General features: G+C 43.8%; 10 protein-coding genes and 1 rRNA gene. 8 read left to right on the plus strand and 3 right to left on the minus strand.

The annotated features are described in order from the left end of the window. Positions 1–7 precede the first annotated feature (7 nt). The 8 genes from pbp4b (at position 8) to MTN95_RS08185 (ending at position 10,158) form a co-directional block, all read left to right on the plus strand. On the plus strand, positions 8–1,345 hold the full coding sequence (gene pbp4b, locus MTN95_RS08150; RefSeq protein WP_248337676.1) for a penicillin binding protein PBP4B: 1,338 nt from the start codon (positions 8–10) through the stop codon (positions 1,343–1,345). 22 nt (positions 1,346–1,367) lie between these two features. After that, positions 1,368–3,296, plus strand: coding sequence for a glycoside hydrolase family 3 protein (locus MTN95_RS08155; RefSeq protein ID WP_248337678.1), 1,929 nt, complete (start codon positions 1,368–1,370; stop codon positions 3,294–3,296). A 13-nt stretch (positions 3,297–3,309) separates the two neighbouring features. Further along, positions 3,310–4,554, plus strand: coding sequence for an exo-beta-N-acetylmuramidase NamZ family protein (locus tag MTN95_RS08160; RefSeq protein WP_248337680.1), 1,245 nt, complete (start codon positions 3,310–3,312; stop codon positions 4,552–4,554). A gap of 204 nt (positions 4,555–4,758) precedes the next feature. Continuing rightward, positions 4,759–6,339, plus strand: coding sequence for a bacillibactin transport transcriptional regulator Btr (gene btr, locus MTN95_RS08165; RefSeq protein WP_248337682.1), 1,581 nt, complete (start codon positions 4,759–4,761; stop codon positions 6,337–6,339). A gap of 90 nt (positions 6,340–6,429) precedes the next feature. Then, positions 6,430–7,383: an ABC transporter substrate-binding protein gene (gene feuA, locus MTN95_RS08170; protein WP_248337684.1), complete on the plus strand. Its 954-nt coding sequence runs from the start codon at positions 6,430–6,432 to the stop codon at positions 7,381–7,383. A gap of 18 nt (positions 7,384–7,401) precedes the next feature. Continuing rightward, complete coding sequence (locus MTN95_RS08175) at positions 7,402–8,406, plus strand: FecCD family ABC transporter permease (protein WP_024120017.1); 1,005 nt, start codon at positions 7,402–7,404, stop codon at positions 8,404–8,406. Then, positions 8,399–9,409: an iron ABC transporter permease FeuC gene (gene feuC, locus MTN95_RS08180; protein WP_044162186.1), complete on the plus strand. Its 1,011-nt coding sequence runs from the start codon at positions 8,399–8,401 to the stop codon at positions 9,407–9,409. The genes MTN95_RS08175 and feuC overlap by 8 nt, the downstream gene beginning before the upstream one ends. Further along, positions 9,406–10,158 carry an alpha/beta hydrolase gene (locus MTN95_RS08185; RefSeq protein WP_248337686.1) on the plus strand — a complete coding sequence of 251 codons (753 nt, stop codon included), beginning with the start codon at positions 9,406–9,408 and terminating at the stop codon, positions 10,156–10,158. Before feuC ends, MTN95_RS08185 begins: the two co-directional genes overlap by 4 nt. 10 nt (positions 10,159–10,168) lie before the next feature. Here MTN95_RS08185 and MTN95_RS08190 read toward each other — a convergent pair whose 3' ends face one another. The 3 genes from MTN95_RS08190 to rrf form a co-directional block, all read right to left on the minus strand. After that, positions 10,169–11,089: a bile acid:sodium symporter family protein gene (locus MTN95_RS08190; RefSeq protein ID WP_083510113.1), complete on the minus strand. Its 921-nt coding sequence runs from the start codon at positions 11,087–11,089 to the stop codon at positions 10,169–10,171. Positions 11,090–11,234: 145 nt separating this feature from the next. Next, a complete protein-coding gene (locus tag MTN95_RS08195) occupies positions 11,235–12,668 on the minus strand; it encodes a SulP family inorganic anion transporter (RefSeq protein WP_248337689.1) in 1,434 nt (477 codons plus the stop codon). A gap of 594 nt (positions 12,669–13,262) precedes the next feature. Next, positions 13,263–13,378, minus strand: a 5S ribosomal RNA gene (rrf, locus tag MTN95_RS08200). Positions 13,379–13,467: the final 89 nt, after the last annotated feature.

Below are 13,467 nucleotides of genomic sequence, written 5' to 3' on the forward strand. Positions count from 1 at the left end.
CAAGCTTGTGAGAACGAAGACATTAGCATTACTCAGCGCTATTTTAACCGTGTCCATTCTGACGCCGAACGAAGCCTTCGCACAAACCGTCCTTCATCAAGCAGACAATCAGGTTGAGCCGAAAACAATAAATCCAGAAACTGCACAGTTTTCGTCGAAGAAACTAAGGAAGGTTGATCAGATGATTGAACGGGACATTGCAGCAGGATTCCCCGGCGCCGTTCTGGTCGTCGTGAAGGACGGCCGTATGATCAAAAAAGAAGCATACGGCTACAGTAAAAAATATGACGGGGCAGAACTCTTGCGCCGTCCGGCAAAAATGAAAACCCGCACGATGTTTGACTTGGCATCAAATACAAAAATGTATGCGGCCAATTTTGCTTTACAGCGCTTAGTGAGCCAAGGCAAACTCGACGTTTATGAAAAGGTATCTGCTTATTTGCCTGATTTCAAGGATCAGCCTACAGATCGCATCAAAGGGAAAGATAACATTCGTGTCATTGATGTCCTGCAGCACCAATCAGGGCTTCCATCCAGCTTCTACTTTTACAGCCCGGAAAAAGCCGGAATGTATTATTCGCAAGAGCGGGAGAAAACCATTGAATACTTGATGAAAATCCCGCTAGATTATGAAACAGGAACAAAACACGTATACAGTGACATTGGATACATGCTTCTCGGCTGTATTGTCGAAAAACTCACCGGCAAACCGCTTGATGTCTATACGGAACAAGAGCTCTACAAACCGCTGAAGCTGAAACATACGTTGTACAATCCGCTGCAAAAGGGCTTTAAAGCAAAACAGTTCGCAGCCACTGAACGTATGGGCAATACACGAGACGGTGTTATCCATTTTCCCCATATTCGCACAGACACGCTGCAAGGAGAAGTACATGACGAAAAAGCCTTCTATTCGATGGAAGGCGTTTCAGGCCACGCCGGACTGTTTTCAAACGCTGATGATATGGCGATTCTGCTTCAAGTCATGTTAAACAAAGGAACGTACCGAAACGTTTCATTATTCGATCAGAAAACAGCTGACCTATTTACGGCGCCATCAGCAACAGATCCGACATTCGGCCTTGGATGGCGGCGAAACGGCAGTAAAAACATGGAATGGATGTTTGGCCCTTATGCAAGCGAACATGCGTACGGACATACTGGCTGGACAGGAACGGTTACCATCATTGATCCGGCATACAATTTAGGCATCGCTTTGTTAACAAATAAAAAGCATTCACCTGTCGCTGATCCAGCGGAAAATCCGAACGTGTTTGAGGGTGACCAATTTTCAACAGGCAGTTACGGAAGCGTCATTACCGCGATTTATGAAGCAATGAAATAATTGACGATAGGAGGAAGTTGTTATGAAACCTGTCATTTCGCTTATCCTTTCCACCGTCCTTTTTCTTTCATGTTTTCTCGGTGTCAGTCAGACAGCTGAAGCAAAACCCCGCAGCTCAGATGATGCCAAACAGATCGTTGATCGTATGGCGTTAGATGAAAAACTTGGCCAGATGCTGATGCCGGATTTCAGAAACTGGAAAAAGGAAGGTGAGTCTTCTCCGCAAGCCTTCACAAAAATGAATGAGGAAGTCGCTGGCCTCATCAAGAAATATCAATTCGGCGGCGTCATACTATTTGCAGAAAATGTAAAAACAACTGAGCAAACGGTACGGCTGACAGACGCATATCAAAAGGCCAGCCCCAAGATTCCGCTCTTACTCAGCATTGATCAAGAAGGCGGGATCGTGACGAGATTAGGGGAGGGCACTAATTTCCCAGGCAATATGGCGCTTGGCGCAACAAGAAGCAGAATCAATGCATATCAGACCGGCAGCATGATTGGAAAAGAGCTTTCTGTCTTAGGCATCAATACAGATTTCAGCCCAGTCTTGGACATTAATAATAACCCTGATAATCCCGTGATCGGTGTGAGATCATTCAGTTCTGATCGTGAACTGACAGCACGACTCGGTTTATATTCTATGAAAGGTTTGCAACGGCAAAATATCGCCTCTGCTCTTAAACATTTCCCGGGACATGGAGACACTGACGTTGACAGCCATTATGGACTGCCGCTCGTTTCTCATAACCAGGAACGGCTTCGTGAGGTTGAACTCTATCCTTTTCAAAAAGCGATTGATGCCGGAGCAGATATGGTGATGACAGCTCATGTTCAATTCCCAGCCTTTGACGACACCACATATAAAAGCAAGCTTGATGGATCAGATATTATGGTTCCCGCTACACTTTCAAAGAAAGTAATGACTGGGCTGCTTCGGGAGGAAATGGGATTTGGCGGTGTAATCGTCACTGATGCTCTCAATATGAAAGCCATTGCAGATCATTTCGGTCAGGAAGAGGCGGTCGTCATGGCCATAAAGGCCGGTGTTGATATCGCGCTAATGCCTGCCTCAGTTACATCTTTGAAAGATGAACAAAAATTGGCAAGCGTAATTGACTCCTTAAAAGAAGCTGTTAAAAATGGAGACATTCCCTTACAGCAAATCAACAAATCGGTGGAAAGAATCATTTCCCTGAAAATAAAGCGCGGTATTTACCCCGCTCAGCATGACAGCAGCATAGATAAAAAGGTGAAGAAAGCGCTCAACACAGTGGGAAGCAAACACCATACGAAGACAGAGCAAAAAATCGCTGAAAAGGCAGTGACAGTATTAAAAAATGATCAGCATACCTTGCCGTTCAAACCCAAAAAAGGCAGCCGAATCTTAATTGCCGCACCTTACGAGGAACAAACAGCATCCATTGAAAAAACCATTCACGATTTAATGCAGCGAAAAAAAATCAAATCTGTTTCCCTTACCAAAATTAACTTTGCAGAAAAGGTATTTAATGCTGAGTATGAAAAACAAGTAAAAGAAGCTGATTATATTATTACAGGCTCTTACGTTGTAAAAAATGACCCTGTCGTCAACGACGGCGTCATCGACGACACGGTAACAGATTCAAGCAAATGGGCCACCGCTTTTCCGAGAGCTGTCATGAATGCCGCACTGCAGCACAAAAAGCAATTTGTCTTAATGAGTCTGCGCAATCCATATGATGCCGCCAATTTCGAAGAAGCAAGAGCTTTGATTGCCGTCTATGGTTTTAAAGGATATACAAACGGGCGTTATCTTCAGCCGAATATTCCGGCCGGCGTTAAAGCGATCTTCGGACAATCAAAGCCAAAGGGCACGCTGCCAGTCGACATTCCATCCGTCACCAAACCGGGAGACATCCTTTATCCGTATGGCTATGGAGTAAACATCAAAACGGGAAAACCGCTTTAATAAGGAGGAGCATATGAAGAAAACGGTATTGGTTCTTCTCGCAGGGCTTATGATGTTCGGAACAATGACGGCTGCCTCAGCTTCGCCTGATTCAGAAAAACAAACAGCAAAAAAACCTAAAGTCCAGACCGGTATTGATATCCTCTTGTCACAACACAAAAAGCAGCTAAAGGGAAAAAGAGTTGGACTGATTACCAATCCAACAGGTGTGAGTGCATCCCTTAAAAGCAGTGTAGATATTCTTTACGAAGACCCCGATATTCAGCTGACAGCTTTATTCGGGCCCGAGCACGGCGTTCGTGGCGACGCTCAGGCAGGAGACGAAGTAGGCTCTTACATTGACGAAAAAACCGGGGTTCCCGTATACAGCCTTTACGGAAAAACGAAAAAACCCACTCCTGATATGCTGAAAAATCTCGATGTTCTTCTATTTGACATCCAGGACGTCGGGACTCGTTACTATACGTACATTTATACAATGGCTTATGCAATGGAAGCCGCTAAAGAAAACGGAATTCCTTTTATCGTGCTGGACCGTCCGAATCCCCAAGGCGGAAAAAAGGTTGAAGGACCAGTGCTGGAGCCCGAGTACGCATCCTTCGTCGGACTCTATCCCATTCCGTTAAAGCACGGGATGACCATTGGAGAATTGGCTTTACTATTCAACAAGGAATTTAATATTAATGCTGATGTGTCAGTCGTGAAAATGAAGCACTGGAAACGCTCTATGGATTTTGACGAAACCAGACTGCCATTCGTCCTTCCTTCACCTAACATGCCAACCGCAGAGAGCACATTTGTGTACCCTGCAACAGGGTTAATTGAAGGAACGAATGTATCTGAAGGACGGGGAACGACTAAGCCATTCGAGTTGATCGGTGCTCCCTTTATCAAAAGCACAGAGCTTGCAGAAAAAATGAACAGTCTTGATCTGCCTGGCGTTACGTTCAGAGCTTCCTCCTTCACTCCAACGTTCTCTAAACATCAAGGAACACTTTGTCACGGCGTGCAGCTCTATATTACGGACAGAGAAAAATTTGAAGCGGTTAAAACAGGACTGTCGCTTATTAAAATGATACATGACCTCTATCCTGATGATTTCCAGTTCCTAGCGTCGGGCTCATTTGATAAATTGGCAGGCAACGGCTGGATTAGAACGAAAATCGAGAACGGTGCTTCAATTGATGAAATCATTGACACCTATCAAAAACAGCTGAAGCAATTCAATAAAACCAGAAAACAATATCTCCTATATTAAGACTTAAGAATGGTATGTTACACGTGTAACATTTTCTTACCCAACAAAAGCATGGTCATTTTCCCTTGCCCGCACATCGCGGCAAGGGTTTTTTAAATATAAAAAACAACACGCTTTATATAGGAAAACTTTCATTTATTTGGTACAATCTTATTGAAAATGATTATCAATTAAGCAAGCGTTTCTGAAAAGGTGGTCTTCTCCTTGCAAAACTCAATGATTTATCATCCGGTACAAATTGAATATATGAAGAAAACGAGTGATCTCTTCTCAGAACAGCAAATGGCCGACTCATTCGTGCTGATCTTTCATTTAAAAGGTGATGGACATATTTCTATCGGAACGAGAACCGCTCCTCTCCAAAAAAAGACACTGTATGTTTGTCCGCCTCATGAGACATTCGGCATTACATTTGCAGAAGAGAGAAATATAGATGTGTGTCTGATCAGACTTCACTGCTATACAGCGGAATCCCGGCAAGATCTCTTAAAACCATGCACTGAAACTGATTTATCCAGTCTAAACCTTGTGAATGTTTCGCATATCGAAAACCTTTCAGCCCGGCTTCAAGAACTTGCAGAAATATGGACAGAATCAGCCCAGCTTTCTCAATTAAAATGTGTGATAGAGGTTCAGAGCCTGATTTATGATCTATTCACAGCTCATGTATCCGATCAAAACGATACACAGTCTGCGATTGAAAAAACAAAACATTACATTGAAACTCATGCCGATACGAAAATTACACTTGCCCAGCTCTCAAAAATGGCAGGAATCAGCGCCAAGCATTACAGCGAAACCTTTAAAAAATGGACAGGCCAGAGCGTAACAGAATTCATTACAAAAACTCGGATCACCCGGGCAAAGCGGCTTATGGCAAGATCCAACTGTAAACTGAAAGAAATCGCCCATCAAACCGGCTATCAAGATGAATTTTATTTCAGCAGAATCTTTAAAAAGCACACAGGCTCTTCACCTACAAGCTATATGAAAAAACGCAGGCAAAAACTAGCCGCCTATGGAAAGGGAACAATAGGGCAGCTCATTCCTCTCCATCACATACCGTTTGCAGCCGCACTCCATCCAAAATGGACGGCTTACTATTATCAGCATTATTCAGCAGATATTCCAGTTCAGCTCAGCGCATACCGGTTTAATGAAAAATGGGAGGAAAACCTGCAAACGTTGTCCCAAGCTGAACCCGATATCATTTTCAGCATGGATTCTGTTTCTTCAGAAGAACAAAAGCGCCTGAACAGCATTGCAGAAGTATGTTACCTTCCTTCAGAAGAAAACTGGAGAGCTCACTTTCTGCACACCGCCTCGTTTTTAAAGGAAGAATCGGAGGCTGAAAAGTGGCTCGCAGCCTATGACAAGCAGATTTCTGCCGCTAAAATGACATTGCTGCACGCTCAAGAGTTTCGTTATCTCTTTCTTCGTCTGCATAAGCAGCGCTTTTATATGGCGCATAATCGCAGCGTCCGCGAAGTCTTCTTTGAAGATTTAGGATTCAAACCAGCTGACAAACCTTCAGAACAAACGATTTCATTAGAAGACATCACAAATTGCCAAGCTGATTGTATCATGCTCTTTCTTTTTAAAGAGCCGGAAACCATTGCTTATTATCAGCAATTAAAACAGTCGGAAATATGGCAAAACCTAAGCGCAGTGCGGAACGGACGTGTGTATCACCTCTCTTCAGACCCATGGAATGAGTACTCGGCTTGCGGACACGAGCGGATTGTTCAGCAAACCATTTCTATGCTATCCGGTGATAGTCCATGATAAATATGGAATTTGTCCATGGTGTTATGTCTGTTCATTCTCTATAATTCCAATTGATAATAGTTATCAATTGAACAGGAGGCACTATAGATGAAAAAGCTATCTCTTACCTTATTAATCTTGCTTCTCGCACTCACGGCGGCAGCTTGCGGCAGCAAGGAAGAATCCTCTGCGAGCAAAGCGAGCGGCACAAAGTCCGAGAAAAAGAAAATCGAGTATTTGGATAAAACGTACGAAGTAAACGTACCGACAGATAAGATTGCCATTACGGGAAGCGTTGAATCCATGGAAGACGCAAAACTGCTGGACGTTCATCCGCAGGGTGCAATCTCATTCTCCGGAAAATTCCCTGAAATGTTCAAGGACATCACAGATAAAGCAACACCTACAGGGGAAAAAATGGAACCAAACATTGAAAAAATTCTTGAGATGCAGCCAGACGTGATCCTGGCATCTACAAAGTTCCCTGAAAAAACCCTGCAAAAAATAAGCACGGCCGGCACTACCATTCCGGTTTCTCACATCTCATCAAACTGGAAGGAAAATATGATGCTGCTTGCACAGCTGACTGGAAAAGAGAAAAAAGCGAAAAAAATCATTGCAGACTATGAACAGGATCTAAAAGAAACAAAAACGAAAATCAGTAAACAAGCAAAAGATTCAAAAACGCTTGTCATCAGAATCAGACAAGGAAATATTTACATTTATCCTGAACAAGTGTACTTCAATTCAACTCTTTATGGCGACTTAGGCCTTAAAGCGCCGAATGAAGTCAAAGCCGCAAAAGCGCAAGAGCTGATTTCATTAGAAAAACTCAGTGAAATGAACCCTGACCACATTTTCGTCCAATTTTCTGATGATGAAAATGCGGATAAACCTGATGCATTAAAAGATTTAGAGAAAAATCCAATCTGGAAAAACCTCACAGCAGTCAAAGAAGATCATGTATACGTCAATTCAGTTGATCCTCTTGCACAAGGCGGTACGGCTTGGAGCAAAGTCCGCTTCCTGAAAGCGGCATCTGAAAAATTAACACAAGACTAAATTAGAGTAGGTTTTTGTATGTATTCAAAACAGTGGACACGTATCATTTTGATTACTTCTCCATTTGCTATTGCATTATCATTGCTGCTTTCCGTCCTCTATGGCGCAAAGCAGCTTAATGCTGATATTGTCTTTGCATCACTTTTTCATTTTGATCCGGGAAACACAGACCATCAAATCATATGGCATTCCCGGATTCCAAGGGCTGCCGGCGCTCTGCTCATTGGGGCAGCCCTTGCTGTATCTGGAGCGCTCATGCAAGGCATCACACGCAATTATTTGGCATCGCCCTCAATTATGGGTGTTTCAGATGGTTCCGCGTTTATCATCACGCTTTGTATGGTTCTGCTCCCGCAATCATCTTCGCTTGAAATGATCATTTACTCTTTTATCGGCTCCGCATTTGGAGCTGCATTGGTATTCGGCCTGGCAACAATGCTGCCTAACGGGTTTACGCCCGTACAGCTAGCCATCATTGGCACAGTCACAAGCATGCTGCTTAATAGTTTAGCGGCTGCCATATCGATCTATTTTCAAATTTCACAGGATCTGAGTTTCTGGTACAGCGCCAGACTTCATCAAATGAGCCCCGACTTTCTAAAGCTTGCCGTTCCATTTTTCCTGGCGGGTATCGTCATAGCTGTTTCTCTCAGCAAAAAGGTAACCGCTGTATCACTAGGCGACGATATTTCTAAGAGTTTGGGCCAAAAGAAAAAAACGATCAAAATCATGGCAATGATCTCTGTCATCATTTTAACCGGAAGTGCTGTAGCGCTTGCCGGAAAAATTGCGTTTGTCGGTTTAGTCGTTCCGCATATCACGAGATTTCTCGTCGGCTCAGATTATAACAGACTGATTCCTTGTTCCTGCATCTTGGGCGGCGTCTTTTTAACGCTGTGCGATCTCGCCAGCAGATTTATCAATTATCCATTTGAAACACCGATTGAGGTTGTGACTTCTATTATCGGCGTTCCTTTCTTCCTTTATTTGATCAAACGAAAAGGAGGAGAGCAAAATGGCTAAAAAATATGCAGTGTTAATCGTATTGATTCTCCTCGTCAGCTATTTCAGCATGACCAGCGGATCATTTTCTGTTCGTCCGACAGAGCTGCTCTCCACTCTTTTTCAGATCAATCCCAATCCGCAGTATGAAGTTTTGCTGTTTGACTTAAGACTGCCGCGGATTGTCATGGCAGCCATTATCGGACTCGGACTTGGCATAGCAGGAGCTGTCATTCAGGCCATCACACGAAACGGTCTTGCAGACCCGGGAATATTGGGAATCAATGCCGGAGCAGGGGCAGGTATTGTGGCGTTTATGCTATTGTTCCAAGGCCAGAAAGAAGTAACTTCGATTGTCGCGGCAATGGGAATGCCGTTTTTCGGCCTGATCGGCGGACTGGCTGCTGCTGTTATGATTTACATATTCGCTTGGAACAGAGGCAATTTAGATTCAGGCAGAATTATTCTGGTAGGAATCGCGATTAATTCAGGCTTCAGCGCGTTGTCTTTGTTTCTATCATTAAAAATGGACCCGCAAGATTATGAAATGGCTATGGTATGGAAAAACGGCAGCATCTGGTCAGCAAACTGGACATATATCACAGCGGTTCTTCCGTGGATGCTGCTGTTTATTCCTATTCTTCTGGCCAAATCTCGTTTGCTCGATACCATCCGCTTTGACGAAGACACGGTCAGAAGCCTTGGCATTTCGTCAAATAAAGAAAAAACCATTCTGCTCGTCGCCTGTGTCGCCATCATTAGCGCCTGTGTCTCTGTGGCGGGAAGCATGGCATTTGTCGGCTTAATCGCGCCTCATATTTCCCGGAGATTGGCCGGTGTTGAACACCGTTATATTTTGCCTTTGAGCGGTTTGATCGGCATGCTGCTTGTATTGAGCGCAGACTTTGCCGGAAAACTGTTTTTCCAGCCCGCAGAAGTGCCAGCCGGCATTATTTTGGCGATACTCGGTGTTCCGTATTTCTTATACCTGCTTTTCAAGCAAAAAAAGGGGGAGAATGTTTGAACGGATCTTTATCAGAGCATAAGGCGGGCGACAGGATGTTTAAGCTGTATCTCCCTCCTTCCTACAGTACGGACAGCAGGGCATTTCCTTCTGTTTACGTACAGGATGGCGGTTCTTTGTTTCAAGATCAACTAGAACTGATAGAAAACAGGTTTCATCAAAACAGGGTGCCTGAGCTCGTGCTGATCGGCATAGAGCCTAAAAACCGGCTCGACGAGTACACTCCTTGGCCCGCCGCATCACTCAGCGATCAGTTTCCAGACTTCGGCGGTAAGGGGGCTGACTATCTTTCTGAAATAACAAACCGGCTCATTCCGTTTGTGGAGGGAAATTGGAATGTCTCCAGAAGAGCACAATCCAGAGGTATGATCGGCGCCTCATTAGGCGGCCTCATCTCAATGTTCGCCTTTCTAAGACATTCATCATTATTTGGAAAAATAGGATCTCTCTCAAGTTCATACTGGTACGAGAACGCAGCAGAAACCATCTATACTTCCTCTGTAAGACCAGGTTCAACGCGTATTTTTATGTCTGTCGGCAGTGAAGAAGGCGCCGGAAAACAATCGATTCAGCAGACGATGCTCCAAACAACAAAATACGTGCACGAGAGCCTAATAGAAAAAGGGTTCACTCAAGATCAGCTGTGCCTCGTCATTGAAAAAGGGGCGGTGCACCACCGCAAGCATTTCTGCAAACAATTTATCAATGCGCTGGAATGGCTATACGGAAAAAACCGCTCCAACATATGAGCGGTTTTTTTCATGCCTTCTGCAAGACGGGTTTTAATTCGAAACGGTTCAGCATATAGCCGAACAAGGCAGCCAGGATTTGCTGAAACAGCATGCCAATCACAACCGGAACGGCTACTTGAGACGGAAAGAAAGTGACGGCAAGAACAGCGCCGGCACTGATATTCCTCATGCCTCCCGTAAAAATAAGAGAGACAATTTCCTCCTGCCGCCTTTTCATCATTTTTCCGATAAGCCACGCCGCAGCATACCCGGTTAACGCGATACAAAAAACAGTGACAGCAATCCCTAAAAATCTTAAATCAATCGCTTTGAAATAAGGAGCTATCGCAGAGCTGTTAATAGCAATCACGGCCATCAGGCACAGCTTTGAAAAGGGAGACAGCGTACTGCTCAACGCCGCGGTTCTTTCTGGAGATGACATCTGATTAAACAGCATGCCCAGGAATGAAGGAATCACTACCATCACAATCAGACCCTTCATCATTCCCCAGATATCCATGTGAACCTGGGCACCGGCCAGCACAGAAAGACTCAGCGGAACGATTAACGGCGACAGCACGGTATCAATCAATATAATAGAAAGCGTCAAACCGACATTTCCTTTGTACATTGCAGCCCAAATCAAGCTCGTAATTCCTGTAGGGATGACAACAGCTAATGTCAAACCCGTGATCGTTAATGGATCACCTTGAAATATGAGATGTCCGCTGCCCCAGGCGAAAAGCGGCATAAAAATATGAAGAACAAATAATGCAAGAATCATAGGAAGAGGATGCGCCAAGGCGTGTCTTAAAGACTGAAAGTTCGCGCTCAAGCTGCCCGCAAACGTAATAAAAGCAAATATCCAAGGCACTGCGCTTTCATATCCATTTAAAAACTGAGACAGCAGCACGCCAAGCACAACACTAGTCGGTGTCAAAAGCGGCATGACTTTCCCCAATACACGGTTCAGTTTCTGAAGCATCATATACAAGTCCCCTATTAAAAATTTCTTTCTCTCTATTATATCAATGCAGTTCAACCATATGTTATATAAAAAAGCCCAGATCTCATCAATCTGGACTTTCATACTTTTATGCCATCTGTTTCATAAGGCCTTTACTTGCATTGTTCAGTCCCTTTAATTCTGCTTCAATTCCTTGCTCTTTAAACTTCGCAACAATTTTATCAAGCGCAGCCGCTCCTGAATCATCCCATACGTGAGCATCGGTCAAGTCAATGACAACTCGCTCGATATCCTCTTGATAGATAAACGCATTCGTAAGATCACTTACTGACGCAAAAAAGATCTGTCCCTTCACTTGATACGTTCTCAGCTTTTGATCTTCTGCATGAGAAACGATCTTCAGCTTCGAGATTTTGGCTACGAAGAATACGGCACTTAACAGAACACCGACGAATACGCCTTTCGATAAGTCATCCGTCACGACAACTGTAATCACCGTCACAACCATTACAATTGAATCTGTAATCGGCGCTTTTTTCAAGCCTTTTAAAGAAGACCAATCAAATGTGCCGACAGACACCATAACCATAACAGCCACTAACGCAGCCATCGGAATGTTTATGACGACATGACTCAAAACAGCAATTAAAAACATAAGAAAAGCACCGGCAACAAAGGCTGATAACCGTCCGCGGCCGCCTGCTTTTGTATTAATAACAGATTGTCCGATCATAGCGCAGCCCGCCATACCGCCAAAAAATCCAGTGACGATATTCGCGATACCCTGTCCGCGGCTCTCTTTATTTTTATCACTGTCCGTATCCGTCATTTCATCAATAATCTGTGCTGTCAGCAAAGATTCAAGCAAACCGACAAACGCCAAAGCAATGGAATAAGGAAAAATAATGTTGAGTGTTTCGAAGGTAAACGGAACATCAGGTATTAGAAAATGAGGCAATGAACTAGAGATATTGCCCATATCTCCAACCGTCCGCACATCCACATGGAATGTGACCGCAATAATCGTCATCACAATAATTGCGACAAGCGGAGATGGCACCGCAGTCGTAAACCTCGGCAGTACATAAATAATAACCAATGATCCGGCAAGCATCGCATACATGCTCCAAGATGCAGCTTCAAATTGAGGCAGCTGCGCAGAAAAAATCAGAATTGCCAGCGCATTCACAAACCCGATCATCACAGAACGAGGAATGAATTTCATTAATCTCGCAATTTTACTGATGCCTAAGATCACCTGAATAACACCTGTCAAAATGGTGGCCGCAAATAAATACTGAAGCCCGTAATCGGCAACCAGCGACACCATCACAACCGCCATCGAACCAGTCGCAGCCGAAATCATCCCCGGTCTTCCGCCAAAAATAGAAATAATAATGGCAATACAAAATGAAGCATAAAGACCAACCATTGGATCAACGCCAGCAATAATAGAAAAACCAATCGCTTCAGGTATTAAGGCTAACGCCACCAAAATACCAGCAAGAATATCTTTTCGAATATTACCGAACCACTGCTGTTTTAATGTAAAACTATTCAAATATAACGACTCCTTTTTAAAAATAAATCCGCACCGTTTCTGTTGTATTGGGAGCTTAATTATTTTACGGAAGAAAATGAAAAGAAAAACTTTCGGAGAAAAAGGGGAAACGTTGAGTATAGTGTATTGAGGTAAGGAGTTATTATACAAAGAGTATCATAATAAATTTTAATCAAATGTGCAAGGTCAAATGCTGAAGAAAAAAATGGCTCAACATATTTGAGCCATTTGCCATGATACATCATATCAGGATCAGAAACAAGAATCGTTTTGACTGCTTGAACATTGATACCGGGTCTATGCCCATCAAGTTTTGGATGGCGGACTCGAGTTTTCCAGCGGCGTTTCTTCCGTAAAGAGCTCAGAAAGCTGCGGCCTATCTACAGCGCATGAAACCGCCGTTAAATCCTGCGGGTGATAAACATAATCGGTTAACCGGCGTGCCGCTCAGCATGTTGATCATGCTGGCTATTGTATTAGTATTAAAAATAATAGAGAGCTTCAAAAGCCGAAACCTTGAAAAAATGAACACCGAGAAAAACGAATCAGTACAGATATAAAAAAGACCAGTTCAGCTGAACTGGTCTTTACCTTGCTTGGCGGCGTCCTACTCTCACAGGGGGAAACCCCCGACTACCATCGGCGCTGAAGAGCTTAACTTCCGTGTTCGGCATGGGAACGGGTGTGACCTCTTCGCTATCGCCACCAAACAATTGAGAGTGTTCTCTCAAAACTAGATAACAGGTGTGACATCATTAGACATTAGGTTAAGTCCTCGATCGATTAGTATCTGTCAGCT

Origin of the sequence: Bacillus sp. 2CMS4F (genome assembly GCF_023161785.1) — a bacterium.
Lineage (GTDB): Bacteria > Bacillota > Bacilli > Bacillales > Bacillaceae > Bacillus > Bacillus halotolerans.